The following is a 15,271-nucleotide window of genomic DNA, read 5'->3' on the forward strand; positions in this document are numbered from 1 at the left end:
CTCCGCGGCCCGGGTGTCGCCTTCATCTTGCAAGTATGAAGGCAAAGCGACGCGATGGTTTGAAGCTGGGCGAATGGTGCTGGCGGCCCGCAGCCTGTGCGAGAATCTCGCACATTTTGTGATTCAACAACCGACGGATCCGCTAGGCACGGCAAGCCCTGAGCGAATGGTGAGGAGAAACGCAATGTTCTCACTCATGTCCACGTGGCGAGATGCGCAGTTGGTCCAATATGGTTATCGAATCACGGGCCTGTTCATCTCGAGCTGCGCGGGCTTGCGCCGTTAATGCACGGTCAGGAGATTCACAGGTATGGGCGACTGAAGCTGGCGGCACAAAGCCTAGACGAAATATTGCTGACTGCCCAGGTCTGTGCGGCATCACCGGCCGGTTCGCTCGCACACCTTGTGATTCAACAACTGACGGATCCGCTAGGCACGGCAAGCCCTGAGCGAATGGTGAGGAGAAACGCAATGTTCTCACTCATGTCCGCGTGGCGAGATGCGCAGTTGGTCCAAAGTGGTCGTTGAATCACAGGCCTGTTCATCTCGAGCTGCGCGGGCTTGCGCCGTTAATGCACGGTCAGGAGATTTACAGGTCATCGGGCGAATGGTGCTGGCGGCCCGAAGCCTAGACGACTAAAGCTGACGGTCCGAGTCTGAGCGCAAAGGTTGCCGGCGTGCTCGCACCTGAATCGATGAAGCTGGCGATTCCCTCCTGAGTAAATCTTGCTGGCGCTCCCGCCTGGACGAAATGGTGCTGACTGCCCGAGTCTGTGTGAGACATTTTTTGCCGGCCGGTGATGACCCTTACACCTATAAATGTCATTGAGATCGCCAAATGTTAAGGTCGCAAATTCAACAAATTTCAAAAGCCTATTGTACCAAGGGTTACAGCCACTGATTTTGATGAGAATTTTCTCATTTTTTCTGGAGCAGTCCTTCCCATCAAGTCGACCGCCATTTTTTCGTTTAAATGGATAAAAGCCGAAATCCAAAATATTGCCAAAATGGAAATGCTATTACACCGGGGCTAATTGGCCAAAAACTTAACATTTTGCATTCTCAATGACATTTATCTGTGTAAGGTGCAAACCTTAACTTCCACCGAAAGGAGGTGCAGCACATGGCACGCGTATTGCAGAACCAGATCACGGGCATCAACATCACCAAGCCCGACGATCCGAGTTTCGTTACCGTTTCTCGCCGCTTCAGTAACACGTCTAACGACGCCACCGACGAAGACATGCTTGCCTTCGCCCAGGCGATCCTCACGTTTTACCCTGGCGCGCAAGTCTCCGTGACGCTGAACCCGACTTACCTCATTCAGGCTTAGCCCCATCAGCGCTAGAAAGGAGGTGACATCATGCAAACCCTGCAGCTCATCTTCACCGACACGAATGGCGGCCGCCGCGTGCTTTCCCTGGCCCGCGCCGAAGCCCCTGACGCCGACGTGATTCGCCAAGCGATGCAAGCCATCGCCGACACGAAACTGTTCAAGAAGGACGACAACGTCATTTATGCGACGCCAGTGGCGGCCAACGGCGTCGTCACGGAAACCCATGCACTGTACCTAGCCTAGCCCGCCGCCAAAGTAACCGCGTTTATTGGTCACAACCTTGACCCGGGGCCAGAAAGGAGTCCGCCCATGTACGATATTAGTCACGCGCCAAGCCCCGGTGTGGGCGGCGCCACTGTCACGTATCTGTTTGTTGATAAGGATAATCCGAAAATCACCCAGCGTGTTCACCTCAGCGGCATCGATTACTTCGTCCACGCCGATAGCATTGCGCTGTTGGGCGCCGGTTTGGAGATGTTCTATGCCAACATGCGCCTGAACCACGCCTGGGTGTATATCGTTGACGACTACGACTTGACGGAATTGAAAGAATTGTAGGCGCCGCCATGAGAAACTATGATTTAGTCTTTCGCGGCACCGACTACAACGAATATCACGTGCGCATTCACAACGCCACTGCCGAGCTAACGCCTGCGCAGGTGAAACAAGCCATGTTGATGATTGGCGGCAGCCTCGCCTTTAAAACCGAGGCGGTGTACACGCGCGATCAACTGCGCCGCGTCTATGTCACCGACACCACCGTCCGGAACCTGTTAAATTAATCTCCACTCGGTGCGCCCCCCTGCCCGCGCAGACCGCCGTGGCCTCGCGGGTGGTGACGACGCATCGAATCCGCACTATTTTTAGAAAGGAGTCTCATCATGGATGCAGAAACAGTCAAAATCATCCTTGAGCAGGCAGGCGGCTTCGCCATTGCGATGGTGGTGCTCCTGCGCCTCGAGAAGAAGTTCGACGTGCTGACCACCGAGATCCAGAAATTACTGATCGAACTCGACCGCTTCCTCACCAACGAAGGAGGGAAAACAAAATGACGCTCAACGGCATCGATGTTTCCAGTCACAATCCCCTCGACCTCACGAAGGTGCCCGGCGACTTCGCCATCATCAAGGCCACCGAAGGCACCAGCTACACCAATCCGCTGATGGCCAACCACATCAAACAAGCTAAGGCCGCGGGCAAATTATTCGGCCTGTATCATTACCAAACCACCGCCGATCCGGTGGCCGAGGCCAAGTATTTCCTCAGCAAAAGCCAGCCGTATGTCGGCCAAGGCATCTTGGCGTTAGACTTCGAGGCGGCCGGCTTGTTGAACAGTGCCGGGCCGGCCAAGGCGTTGAAGTTTCTCCAGTACATTCAGCAACAAACTGGCGTGCGCATGTTCTTGTACATTAGCCTCAGTCCCGCCAACACGCTGAACTGGAGTAGCGTCGCCAAGACTTATCCGCTGTGGGTGGCCCAATATAATTCAATGGCCACGGTCAACGGCTACCAAACCCGTGCGCTCAACGGCACGCCCAAGTATTGGGGCAAAGCATTGTTGCATCAATACACCAGCGCCGGCCGCCTAGCCGGCTATGCGGGCAATCTCGACCTCGATCGGTTCGATGGCGACAAGGCACTGTGGGCGGCGTGGGCCCGCGGCAGCGTGGCCGCGCCAGCCAAACCTGCCACTTCTTCGCCGGCCAAAGTTGCCACCCCGGCCGTGACCTGGCACAAAGAAACCGGTACGTTCACCCCGGATCGCGCGATCAATCTGCGCACCGCGGCCAGCACCAGTGGCAAATTGATCGCCGTGATCAAGGCCGGTCAACAAATCAAGTACGACGCCTTCGCCTATGCCGGCGGCTATGTCTGGCTGCGGCAGCCACGCAGCGGTGGCAGCTTTGGTTATCTCGCCTCGGGCAATGCCAGCGGGAATAAGCGGTTGAATTATTGGGGGAAGTTTAGCTAACGAGCAAGAGATATGTAGCGCCCAGTGGCCGAGAAATTGGCCGCTGGGCGTTTTTTGCGTGCTTTCATTTTCGGAAGATCCCGAATACTGCCTTCGGACCGTGCCGATAAACCAACTTGCCAATTACTAGCCACTGTATAGTTAATGTGATAGTATTCGGTGGTAGGAGGCGACTTCATGACCACTAAGAAAAAAGCAGTCATTACTGCACGAGTTGATCTGGACACTAAGGAACGCGCGCGCCAGGTGTTCGAGAATGCGGGTTTAGATATGACAACTGCGATTAATATCTATTTGAAAAAAGCAATTGCAGTCAACGGAGTCCCATTTCCCGTCACTGCGAACGACGCTCTTGATGCTGCAACCTTGAAGGCACATGACGAAATTAAACATGGCGACTATGATAGTTTCGCTAGTGTTGATGATTGGTATCAGGATCTGACTCATGGAGATTAGGCAAACCAAGCTCTTCAAGAAGCAAGCACAGGCCATGCAAAAACGCGGCGCAAATCTATTAGAATTACGATCCGCTGTAGAAATAATCCTGACAAATAACCAGGCCGAACTTGCAAAGTTGGGTGACCACGCTTTAAAAGGACGGCTTAAGGGTGATCGAGAGTTACACATTGCTGGCCGTGGTGACTGGCTGCTCAGATACCGAATCACGAAAACCGAGGTGACATTGTTGCTGTTGGCAACTGGATCTCATCGCACCGTCTTAAACATTGAATAAGGTCAAAGACGCAAATTCGAGAAAGTCGTTACCTGTATGTCAGTCTTGGCCAGCCAAAAAGAACATGCTATAATCAAGACATAAAGAGAGCGCAACCTTTGCACAGGTCACGCTCCCTGCAGAACCGTTTAAAGAACGGTAGTCAATTTTAGCTAAGCATTAAGCCGCTATAATCTCGCAAAAGTTATCAGGCGGCTTTTTGCTTGCTTTCATTTTCGGAATATTCCGAACGCCATCATCAGGCCGCGCACTGCGTATAGCAGGCGGGTCAGTGCCTTGATCAGACATGTTGCCACGTTGACCAAGACGATTGTGGGATCGATAATGCAGCCTTTCATCTCGTAAAAGGGTTGTCTCAATTGACAGTCTTGGCCAGTCAAAAAGATCATGATATAATCAGCATATAAAGAGAGCGCAACCTTTGCAGAGGTCACGCTCCCTGCAGAACCGTTTAAAGAACGGTGGTCAATTTAAGCTAAGCATCAAGCCGCTATAACTTCCCAAAAGTAATGGAGCGGCTTTTTGCTTGCTTTCATTTTCGGAATATTCCGAACGCCATCATCAGGCCGCGCACCGCATATAGCAGGCGGGTCAGTGCCTTGACCAAACATGTTGCCACGTTGACCAGGACGATTGTGGGATCGATAATGCACCCTTTCATCTCGTAAAAGGGTTGTCTCAATCGACAGTCTTGGCCAGTCAAAAAGAACATGCTATAATCAAGACATAAAAGGAGCGCAACCTTTGCCGAGGTTACGCTCCCTGCAGAGCCGTTTAAAGAACGGTGGTCAATTTAAGCTAAGCATTAAGCCGCTACAATCTTCCAAAAGTAATGAGGCGGCTTTTTGCTTGCTTTCATTTTCGGAATATTCCGAACGCCATCATCAGGCCGTGCGCTGCGTAAAGCAGGCGGGTCAGTGCCTTGATCAAACATGTTGCCACGTTGACCAGGACGACCATCGTTCCGATGACAGCCGTGATTGATACCAACGCACCAATCACAAGCTTCTCTGTACTCCTTTCTAATAGAATCTGATACCAAGGTTGTTACACCATGGGCATCACCTTCTTTCGAAGTTCGTACCACCGCTCATTTAACTTTTCTGCACGTTATATTCTATCAGGTTAATCGCGAGCTGCCTAGCGGTTCAGATGATGTCACCGTTCCTCTTGTACGAGGATGTTCCATCGACAGTCTTGGCCAGTCAAAAAGAACATGCTATAATCAAGACATAAAAGGAGCGCAACCTTGGCCGAGGTCACGCTCCCTGCAGAACCGTTTAAAGAACGGTGGTCAATTACAGACAAGCATTAAGCCGCTATAATCTCGCAAAAGTTATGAGGCGGCTTTTTGCTTGCTTTCATTTTCGGAATATTCCGAACGCCATCATCAGGCCGCGCACTGCGTATAGCAGGCGGGTCAGTGCCTGGATCAAACATGTTGCCACGTTGACCAGGACGACCATCGTTCCGATGACAGCCGTGATTGATACGAGCGCACCAATCACAAGCTAAGCTGTACTCCTTTCTAATAGATTCTGATACCGTGGTTATTACACCATGGGCATCACCTTCTTTCGAAGTTCGTACCACCGCTCATTTAACTTTTCTGCACGTTATATTCTATCAGGGGAGCCGCTAGTTGCCTACCGATTCAAATGATTCTGCAATCTCTTCACCATCTAGATGTCATGGTCAGGTCAGCCACTGCTCGCCCCTTACCAGCGGAAGCTTTTCACAAAGTAGCTTAATTCTCATGTACTTCCGATGAATAGCCGATAGCCCGCTTATCTAATTAATAACAAGAACGAAAACGATCAATTAAAATTTTGGTGCCATTCTGGATATTTTCGCGACGAAAAGCATTCGAGTTATCCACTTATTTCAACAGTTTGGATCTGTACAAGACTGATTATTCTTGGCTACATAGAAAATAAAATAATGTATCGTCGGGATGTTTTCAAACTGATCCCCGCCTGCTAAACTCAGGTGGACTCTTGTGAATTATATTATTATTTCGGCGAATATTGGTTGACACCTCGTCTTTGATGAGGCATGGTTAGAAGGTCGCAATTTTCTATTCCGGCCGAATATCGGCAGGTTAATCGCATATACATACGAGGTGTTGGCTGGTTATCGCCCGCGTAGCCACTCGCAAGGCCACAGGCGCGAACCCGCTCGAGCCCATCAACATCACTACCGCAGGAGGATTATCAATGAACGAAAAGGAAAGCCACGAGCGTCAAGTTGCGTTTCTCCAAGCCCACGAAGCACAAATTACCCGATTCATCCAAACTAAAGAAGCCTCAACTGTGGCGAAGGTCGAATACAATTGGCGGACCGTCGCCGCCCAGTCGAGCATGGTCTATGAATATCCCTACCTGGCCGTCGACGTCACCTGTTACAATAACAAACATAAGCAGATTGACTGCTACCGCATGTCCATTCACCCTGACAATGTCGATCACCCAACGGCCATCCTCAATATCGACGGCATCGACGTCGACTAGGCGACTGGCAGTTCGGCGCCAGCCGATTTTTCCGGAATTATCCCCACGATTTAATTACCATTTCTACGCGGAAAATGTGCTCGGGGCAAGAGCTAATCGCCTAACATCCCATACGATATTTCTTATCTTCTGACAATGGATTTTCTTGGTAAAAATGCTTGGTAGTAACGTCCCAACATGCTATAATCAAACCACGCAGGAAGCAATCAAGCAGCCTGCTCATTGCTTTGATCGATCACCGTGTACCACAATCGACCAACCGTTACACCAAACAGTTGGTTGATGTCTTGATGAACTGCGTTGTCCCGTTAACCAAGCAGATTAGGATTCTACTTCGCTGTACTCCTTTCTACTAGATTCTGATACCGAGGTTGTTACACCATATGAGCATCACCTTCTTTCGAGGTTCGATATCATAACTTAACTGGTCGAACGAGTATGCGCCATTTCATCAGGACGTAAAGAGAGCGCAACCTTGGCAGAGGTCACGCTCCCTGCAGAACCGTTTAAAGAACGGTGGCCAATTTTAGCTAAGCATTAAGCCGCTGCAACTCGCCAAAAGTTATCAGGCGGCTTTTTGCTTACTTGTATTTTCGGAATATTCCGAACGCCATCATCAGGCCGCGCACTGCGTAAAGCGGTCTATTCTACTAGACTTAGATTCAACGGCAGTCTTGGCCAGCCAAAGAGAACATGATATAATCAGCATATAAAGAGAGCGCAACCTCCGTAAAAGGTCACGCCCCCTGCAGAACCGTTTAAAGAACGGTGGCCAATTTTAGACAAGCATTAAGCCGCTATAACTCGCCAAAAGTCATGAGGCGGCTTTTTGCTTGCTTTCATTTTCGGAATGTTCCGAACGCCATCATCAGACCGTGCACCGCATATAGCAGGCGGGTCAGTCCCTTGATCAAACATGTTGCCACATTGACCAGGACGACCATCGTGCCGATGACGGCCGTGATTGATACGAGCGCACCAATCACAAGCTACGTTGTACTCCTTTCTAACAGATTCTGATACCAAGGTTGTTACACCATGGGCATCACCCTCTTTCGAAGTTCGTACCACCGCTCATTTAACTTTTCTGCACGTAATATTTTACCAGATACAGCGCTGAATGCCTACTGTTTCAAGGGATTCAGCGTTTTCTTATGTTACCAGAACTGAGTTGATCGGGTTGCCACCTGACCACCCATATATTTCCCGGGTTAATCACAGCGATCAGCCCAGGCCGAGTATTTCACAAGCGGCCCATCATAGCCTCGTCATGAAACGAATCGTATACTTCCTTCGTTCCGTTTATAATAACGATTATTCCAACTGCAACATAATAATTACCCAGGAAATTTTCCCCGGTCCGTTTACCCTAGGAAATCCGGGATAACAGCTCACATCCCCATTATTTCATATCCAAATGCGGCAATCCATGGACAATTCAGCCAACATAAAATAATATATTTCCAATTCACCGCATTCAGGCCTGTCCACCAGTCCCCGCCCCCAAAAACTTTGTGAAAAAATCCAATTTTCCGGTAAAGATTGGTTGACATCACGCCCGGATTGGCGCAAGGTAGATATGGCCTGAATCTCTACTCCTATAAGATCATTGGTCACTATGTCAGCATCCCCCAAATGATTCACAAAAGCACCCCCGGTAGCGCTCGTCTCGCGCTGCTGGGGGTGCTTTCTTCGTATCTTTCAGTCCTTACTGCTTGTGCTTGCCGAGGTATTTCTTCTCGGCTTCCCGCCGCAATTGCACGGCTTCTTGATAACTGTCGCACATCTTCAACAAGACGTAGCGGCCTTGATAGAACAATCGCGTCGCCCAGCGGCCGCTGGCGCGGTCGAAGGAAACCCCCACGACGCCAGAGCGATTCCGCTTGCCGCGGTGCAGCGACGCGTAGTACACGCCGTCTTCGTTCTTCAAGGTCTGCGCGCCGTTATGTTGTTGCGCAATGAACGCGGTGTTCTGCTTCGCCAGGCGTTGCGAGTTCTCGCGCCTGATGCACCCGCAACTATTGACGACGCCGTGGCGCATGGCATACCCATCGACCACGACTTTATTTCCGCAATCACACTGACACAGCCAAGCGGCATTGCCGTTCTTCTTCGTGCCTTGGCGCTTAATCACGGTGAGCCGCCCAAAGCGTTGGCCGACTAGGTCGATGGCGCGGGTTCGATGTTGCGTTGAGTCTGCCATCGGCTCACCTCCTTTATTCACATCTATGCCTAACTGGTTCGGTATTTGGTCGCAATTCGGCCAAGAATGCCAAGCCGGATGCAGGTCAGGCGGCTGGCGCACTGACGCTAACGGCTTCACTTTCATGGCGTTACTCTCCTGTTTTCCTGTTCCTCACTGCTCGGCTGGCGCCAAACTCGCATACGCCGCCGGCAGATAGAGTTGTTCGGCGGCACGTCTGGCGGCTACGGCTTCATCGAATCGCTGGAATGAGCGGTTCAACACGTAGACGCCGTGGTGCATCAGCCGGGCGTTCCAGACTTTGGCCACTGGATCAAACCGCACGCCGACCACGCCCAAGCCATTGCGGTGCGGCAACTTGGCTGCCGCAGTCGGCAAGGCGCGATGAGGCAACCAGGTGTCATCACCGACGTGCACCAGCAGGCGTGGATCGGCAGTCATGCGCTGGCGCGACGCCTCGCGCCGCAAACAGCCACAGCTGCGCGAGGTGCCCGCCTTCAAGCGCTGCACGTCGACGACGGCTTGATTGCCACAGTCGCATTGACACAGCCACATGGTGTCGCCGTTGCTGACGCGCCGGCTCACCGGCCGTAGCGCGACCAGGCGGCCGAAGCGCTGGCCGGTCACATCCTGGCGGCGCGCCAACTGCCGGCGCCGCTGGGCGGCGCCATGGACGCTGTCACCACAGTCTTGACGCTGGCCAGCTAGTAACTCGGCGGTGCTGACCGTGAGCCAATTCCCGCACGCACAGTGGCAGCGCCAACTCGGCTGGCCGTGCTGGCCGCCGGCGATGCTGTTCACCACGGTCAGTTCACCGAATTGTTGCCCGCTCAGATTCAATCCTCCCGCCATCTTTTCCCTTCTTCCCTGACTCCTTATTACCCCCCCAGCTCGTGGGCCTCCCCCACGCACTGGTGGCGTCATCAATAGCCTACAATCACCTCATTTCTCTTCACTGCGCGGCACCTGGCGAATGATCGCCAGCTGATCCGCGGCATATTTGGCAAATCCGTTCATCGTTAGCGTCGGGTAGAGCTTAGGCTGCAGGCGTTCGGCCTGCGCCACCAGCTCCGCCGGCGTGATTGGCTGACAATGCTGACCAATTGCGGTCAGGATGCGGCGGTGTTCTTGTAAGAACGCGTGCACGTCAGCTGGGGTATAAATTTGAATGTGAAAGAATGCTTTCACCACGTAGCTCCAACCCTGGTGGGCATAATCCGGCGAGTCGTGGCTGGCCAAGAACGCCAGGCGCAACCGGTAGGATTTCGCCCACTGATCGGCTTGATGCGCCATGGCGAAGTGGTCGCGCCGCCCCAGCGACTGCATGTTGCGCAGCCAGACGTAGCTGGGCTGCGTGAGCACCGCAACGTCGGTGGTCAGCAGCAGCGCCAAGGTCACGAAGTACGCGTCCTCATACGTCCGCAATTCGGGTGAAAACCGCAGGCCGATGCTGGTCAGATAGCTGCGCCGGTACCATTTGGCATACACGGCGCTGCTTTCGATGGCGTCAGACTGCTGATACTGATACCCGCTGGCGTAAGATTCCTTGGTGTAGGGGCCGACGATGAGGTCGTGGGCCCCCGCGCGCCAGAAGCGGCTGAGCGCGAAGACGTCTTGCAGCACATCGTCACCATCCAGGAACATCAGGTAATCGCCCGTACTGTGGTCGATGCCATACTGGCGCGCCAAGCCCGCCCCGACGTTACCGGGCGAGCGCAGGCTGATGGGGGTGAAATGCTGCATGGCCACGCTGATGCGCTGCGGCCACACCGCCGGTCCATCGGCGACCACCACCACTTCTAGCTGGGCAAAATCGATCTCGAGCTGCGCATCGATCGACGACAGCAGGCGATACAGTTGTCCAGGCGACTCATCGCGCCAGGGAATGATCACGGTCAGCTTCACGCCACCGTCTCCTTTCTCAGTTGCCGGCCGGGGCGGATTGCGCCTCGAGGAACGCCTGGTACAACAGCTTGTCTTGCTTTTGCAAGAACGCGTCGATGCCGTCTAAGGCCATGCCGTGGTAATCCCCGTCGGCTTGTTCGCTCAGCTTCTGCGCGATGGCGGTCACCTGGTCGTGGCTGTTCGGGTTGCCCCACAGCCCGCGGTTTTCCGCCAGGAGCTTCTTTTGCTCGCGGTCGAAGGCGGCGTCGTCTGCCGGCGGGAACTTCAGCTCATGGAAGAACAAGTCCGCCATGTAGCCATAGAAGTCGCGCGCGACGTACTGCGGCGCCTGCTTGCGCATGGTCTCGAAGAAGAAGCGGTGAGACTTCGCCCACTCATCGAGTTGATGATCGAAGGCGCGGTTGTCCTTGCGCACCGTGGAGCGCGGGTTCCACAGCCACACGTACACGGAGTCGTCGAGGTAGACAATGTCGCTGGCCAATTCGCAGGCCAGCCCGACGAAGTACGTGTCTTCGAAAATCCGCAGCTCCGGATGCCACTTCAAGTCGTGGGCTTCCAGATATTCGCGGTTGAACCACTTGGCCACCGGCGACTTCCAGTCGTGCGGGTGAGACGGAATGTAGTGCATCCCGTCTGGAAAGCGCGCTTGTTGCAGGTAGCGCGCGATGATCACCTCGTGGTTGCCGTGACTGACCGCGTCAAAGAACGGCTTCAAGGCGAAGACGCTTTGCAAGACATCATCGGCATCCAGAAACATGACGTACCGACCGCTGGTGCGCTGCAGCCCGGCTTGGCGGGCGTACCCGGCGCCAAGCGAATCGGCGTAGCCGTAGAAGCGCACGGTGAGGTTGGCTAGCAGCTGATACTGCGTCAGGTCCCAGTCGGTGATGCCATCGCCGATTAGCTGCACATCGATCTGGCCGAAGTTCACGCCGACTTGATTGTTCACCGACGCCAGCAGTCGCATCAGTTGTTCGGGCGTTTCGTTATGGAACGGGATCACAATGGATAACGTGCGGATATGTAACGGCATCTTGTGCTCCCTCCCTTACTTGCGCGACTGCTGCAGAAACGTGTCGAATGACCCGACGAAGCCATTGAACAGGTCCGGGTGGCTGACCCATGGCGCCTGCGGGCTGCGATCCGCCGCGGTGGTCTTGGCGATGAATTGCTTGATATACGGCCAGGCGGCGACGTTATGCGCCATCAACAGCCGCATCGCGTCGACGATGGTTTGGCGCTTGTCCGTGTCGATGCGCATCAATTGCGAATAGAACCGCACGAAGACCCGCGCGCAGGATTCCAGGTAGCGCTGCTCATCCACGTGCTTGATCTGATCGAGATAAGCCGTCATCATCTTGAACCAGCCGGTGGTCAGCTGCTTTTCGCTTGGGCCCAGCACGCCGGCGCGGACGTTGCGCCCGGTGAAGCGCGCATAGGCGATTTCGCTGACTTCCACTTCATGCTCGGCAAATTCGTCGACCTGCCGGCTGAACAGTTCGTCGGAATATTCGCCAAGCGCGTGCCAGCCGATCTGGTATTTTTGGAGAAATTCGCGCTTGACCAGCCGGCCGCGAATCGACGTGCGGTCGCGGCCCACCTTGTATTCGACCTGGCGGGTGCGGGTGCGCTCTTGTTCAAGGACGAGGCCAGACACCACCTCGGTTTCCGGATGTTTCTGCACCGTCTCCAGCATGGTTTGCAACACACTGGTGGCGTTCAGCAAGCCATCCGGCCCCATGAACAACAGGTACTCCCCGTCTGATTGCATCATGCCCAGTTGAAAGGCGTCCTCCCAGGAGAGCTCCTCTTTCGGTTGGGAGTACCGGGCATTAATGTTTTCAAAAATCGCAAACGCCCTCGGGTCACGCAGCCGATATTGGCCGTTGTCGATGAGAATCACCTCCAAGTCTCTGAAGTCGATTCCGAGCTGATTGTTGATGGATGACAGTGGAATGCTTAAGTCGCCTTCTTGCGCGTCGTTGGCAACCAAGATGATGCTGATGAGATGTCGCATGGATGAATCCCCCTCAATTTTTTTTAGTCAACTAACTTAACTCCGAAAAAAAGAACAAGCCGCACATGGCTACACTTCCGTGTAACTGTGCAGCTTGTCCTTAAGTTATTGGATAGCGATTAGTACAAGGAACGGCTATCCTCATGTTCCCGCTTGCGACGAATCATGCCGTATGCGAGAACCGCATCCATGATCGTGACCCCGAGGCCAAGCATCACGAGCTTGGTGGAGTCTTGATCGCCAGTCGATGGCAACTGTTGGGCGTTGGCATTCGCAGCCGCTACCGCAGTCTGGTCACCGGTGGCCGCACTGATCGTGCTCAACCCAGTGTTTGGTAACGTGGTCTGGTCGGTAATCAGATTGCTTTCATTCGTCCCATCACCTGGCTTGTAATCCAAGTTGGTGTTGGTGCGAACGTTGGTCGTCTTACCACCGTTGCCGCCGTTATCGCCATCAGTACCATTACCACCTTCAGTGTTTGGTAGCGGATCGTGCGGCGTGTTGTCGCCACCGTTACCACCATTGTCACCAGTGGTCGTCACGTGGGTTTCGGTGTTGGTGTTGCTACCACCGTTGCCGCCATCCGTGCCATTGTTGATGTTGGTGTTCGTGTTGGTGTTGGTGTTGTTGTTATCACCGTTGCCGCCGTTGTTGTTGGTGTTCGTGTTCGTATTGGTATTCGTATTCGTGTTGACATTCGAATTGCCAGTCGTTGCAGAACCCGTAGCACCGGTTGCACCAGTGGCACCAGTTGCGCCAGTAGCACCAGTTGCGCCGGTGGCACCAGTTGCGCCAGTTGCGCCGGTGGCACCAGTTGCGCCAGTAGCACCGGTTGCGCCAGTGGCACCAGTTGCGCCAGTAGCACCGGTTGCGCCAGTAGCACCAGTTGCGCCAGTAGCACCGTTCAGGCCATTAAGCCCATTCAGGCCATTGTTACCGTTGTTCCCGTTGTTACCGTTCAGACCATTCTGACCGTTAGCACCGGTTGCACCAGTTGCGCCGGTTGCACCTGTGGCACCTGTGGCACCAGTTGCACCAGTAGCCCCGGTAGCACCAGTGGCACCAGTTGCGCCTGTATCACCCTTAGCGCCCTTTTCATGCAATTCGAAGTCGGTCTCGTTAGTCGTTCCGTCATTGTTCAGATCGGAACCACCATTTTCAAGCCAGAGTTCGAATGCAGACTTACCATCGGCACCGGTTGCACCAGTGGCACCAGTTGCGCCAGTGGCACCCTTTTCGGCTGTTTCAAAGTCCTTCTCGTCGGTAGTGCCATCATGGTTCAAATCAGAACCACCATTTTCGAGCCATACTTCGTAAGCGGACTTGCCATCTGCGCCGGTGGCACCTGTAGCACCGGTTGCGCCAGTAGCACCCTTTTCGGCTGTTTCAAAGTCCTTCTCGTCCGTAGTGCCATCATGGTTCAAATCAGAACCACCATTTTCGAGCCATACTTCGTAAGCGGACTTGCCATCTGCGCCAGTAGCACCCTTAGCACCGGTTGCGCCCTTCATATCAAGCTCAAAGTCGGTTTCGTTGGTCGAACCGTCACCATTGATATCGGAGCCGCCGTTTTCAAGCCATACCTGGTATGCGGACTTGCCATCGGCACCAGTAGCACCCTTGATGTTGACCAGGTAATCCTTCACGTCAGTCGTGCCGTCACCGTTGACATCGCTGCCACCGTTTTCGAGCCAGATCTGATATGCGGACTTCCCGTCGTCACCCTTGGCACCAGTTGCACCAGTATCACCCTTAGCGCCAGTTGCGCCCTTCATATCGATTTCGAAGTCGGTTTCGTTGGTCGTACCATCACCATTGATGTCGGAGCCGCCGTTTTCAAGCCATACTTGGTATGCAGACTTACCATCGGCGCCCGTAGCACCTTTGATGGTGAACAGGTAATCCTTCACGTCGGTCGTGCCGTCACCGTTGACATCACTGCCACCGTTATCAAGCCAGACCTCGTATGCGGACTTCCCGTCGGCACCGGTAGCGCCAGTAGCACCCGTATCGCCTTTGGCACCAGTTGCGCCCTTTTCAGCTTGTTCAAAGTCTTTCTCGTCAGTAGTGCCATCGTTGTTCAGATCACTACCACCGTTCTCCAGCCATACTTGGTATGCGGTCTTGCCGTCAGCACCAGTGGCGCCAGTAGCACCATCGTCACCCTTGGCACCGGTAGCACCTTTAAGGCTGTAGAAGAAGTCGTTAACATCGACAGTACCGTCGCCGTTGGCGTCACTACCACCATTGGCCAGCCATACTTCGTAAGCCGTCTTGCCGTCAGCACCCTTAGCGCCAGTCAGGCTCAAGAAGAAGTCATCTTCGTTAGTCGTCCCGTCGTTGTTAAGGTCGCTACCGCCATTGTTCAGCCAAACTTGGTATGCGGTCTTGCCATCAGCACCAGTTGCGCCCTTCAGCGTGAACAGGAAGTCGTTGATGTCGGTCGTGCCGTCACCATTCTCATCCTTGCCGCCGTTTTCAAGCCACAGCTCGTAAGCGGACTTGCCGTTGGCACCAGTGGCACCTTGCGCACCAGTATCACCCTTAGCGCCGGTTGCGCCCTTCATATCGAGTTCGAAGTCGGTTTCGTCGGTT

15 protein-coding genes are annotated in these 15,271 nt (G+C 53.9%); 9 read left to right on the top strand and 6 right to left on the bottom strand.

What is annotated here, in order from left to right; genetic code table 11:
• Positions 1-1,123 precede the first annotated feature (1,123 nt).
• The 9 genes from FD02_RS05830 (at position 1,124) to FD02_RS05870 (ending at position 6,551) form a co-directional block, all read left to right on the top strand.
• The gene (locus FD02_RS05830; protein WP_054723179.1) at positions 1,124-1,333 is read left to right on the top strand and encodes a DUF1659 domain-containing protein; all 210 of its coding nucleotides are present in this window, start codon (positions 1,124-1,126) and stop codon (positions 1,331-1,333) included.
• Between the two features lie 30 nt (positions 1,334-1,363).
• Positions 1,364-1,579, top strand: a complete 216-nt coding sequence (locus FD02_RS05835) for a DUF2922 family protein (protein WP_054723180.1) — start codon at positions 1,364-1,366, stop codon at positions 1,577-1,579.
• Between the two features lie 66 nt (positions 1,580-1,645).
• The gene (locus tag FD02_RS05840; protein ID WP_054723181.1) at positions 1,646-1,894 is read left to right on the top strand and encodes a hypothetical protein; all 249 of its coding nucleotides are present in this window, start codon (positions 1,646-1,648) and stop codon (positions 1,892-1,894) included.
• An 8-nt stretch (positions 1,895-1,902) separates the two neighbouring features.
• The gene (locus FD02_RS05845; protein ID WP_054723182.1) at positions 1,903-2,118 is read left to right on the top strand and encodes a DUF2922 family protein; all 216 of its coding nucleotides are present in this window, start codon (positions 1,903-1,905) and stop codon (positions 2,116-2,118) included.
• A gap of 99 nt (positions 2,119-2,217) precedes the next feature.
• A complete protein-coding gene (locus FD02_RS11195) occupies positions 2,218-2,388 on the top strand; it encodes a hypothetical protein (protein ID WP_156408251.1) in 171 nt (56 codons plus the stop codon).
• Positions 2,385-3,308 carry a GH25 family lysozyme gene (locus tag FD02_RS05850; RefSeq protein ID WP_056951122.1) on the top strand — a complete coding sequence of 308 codons (924 nt, stop codon included), beginning with the start codon at positions 2,385-2,387 and terminating at the stop codon, positions 3,306-3,308. Before FD02_RS11195 ends, FD02_RS05850 begins: the two co-directional genes overlap by 4 nt.
• Positions 3,309-3,485: 177 nt before the next feature.
• The gene (locus FD02_RS05855) at positions 3,486-3,764 is read left to right on the top strand and encodes a type II toxin-antitoxin system RelB/DinJ family antitoxin (RefSeq protein WP_056951124.1); all 279 of its coding nucleotides are present in this window, start codon (positions 3,486-3,488) and stop codon (positions 3,762-3,764) included.
• Entirely contained in the window at positions 3,754-4,041 is a 288-nt protein-coding gene (locus FD02_RS05860; RefSeq protein ID WP_054723186.1) for a type II toxin-antitoxin system RelE/ParE family toxin, read from the top strand. The genes FD02_RS05855 and FD02_RS05860 overlap by 11 nt, the downstream gene beginning before the upstream one ends.
• A gap of 2,216 nt (positions 4,042-6,257) precedes the next feature.
• Positions 6,258-6,551: a hypothetical protein gene (locus FD02_RS05870; protein WP_056951126.1), complete on the top strand. Its 294-nt coding sequence runs from the start codon at positions 6,258-6,260 to the stop codon at positions 6,549-6,551.
• A 1,708-nt stretch (positions 6,552-8,259) separates the two neighbouring features.
• On the opposite strand, the gene FD02_RS05875 is transcribed toward FD02_RS05870, so the two are convergent.
• From FD02_RS05875 to FD02_RS11630, 6 genes are all read right to left on the bottom strand, one after another.
• Complete coding sequence (locus FD02_RS05875) at positions 8,260-8,754, bottom strand: AP2 domain-containing protein (protein ID WP_054723189.1); 495 nt, start codon at positions 8,752-8,754, stop codon at positions 8,260-8,262.
• Between the two features lie 153 nt (positions 8,755-8,907).
• Positions 8,908-9,606 (bottom strand): hypothetical protein, encoded by a 699-nt coding sequence (locus FD02_RS05880; protein ID WP_056951128.1) that lies wholly within the window; start codon positions 9,604-9,606, stop codon positions 8,908-8,910.
• A 90-nt stretch (positions 9,607-9,696) separates the two neighbouring features.
• Positions 9,697-10,659: a glycosyltransferase family 2 protein gene (locus FD02_RS05885; RefSeq protein ID WP_054722937.1), complete on the bottom strand. Its 963-nt coding sequence runs from the start codon at positions 10,657-10,659 to the stop codon at positions 9,697-9,699.
• A gap of 16 nt (positions 10,660-10,675) precedes the next feature.
• A complete protein-coding gene (locus FD02_RS05890) occupies positions 10,676-11,692 on the bottom strand; it encodes a glycosyltransferase family 2 protein (RefSeq protein WP_056951130.1) in 1,017 nt (338 codons plus the stop codon).
• 15 nt (positions 11,693-11,707) lie between these two features.
• A complete protein-coding gene (locus FD02_RS05895) occupies positions 11,708-12,676 on the bottom strand; it encodes a glycosyltransferase family A protein (protein WP_054722933.1) in 969 nt (322 codons plus the stop codon).
• A 119-nt stretch (positions 12,677-12,795) separates the two neighbouring features.
• Positions 12,796-15,271, bottom strand: a 2,476-nt coding sequence (locus FD02_RS11630) for an LPXTG cell wall anchor domain-containing protein (protein WP_275452907.1), incomplete at its 5' end; no start/stop codon positions are given.

The organism is Lacticaseibacillus nasuensis JCM 17158, assembly GCF_001434705.1.
Taxonomy (GTDB): domain Bacteria; phylum Bacillota; class Bacilli; order Lactobacillales; family Lactobacillaceae; genus Lacticaseibacillus; species Lacticaseibacillus nasuensis.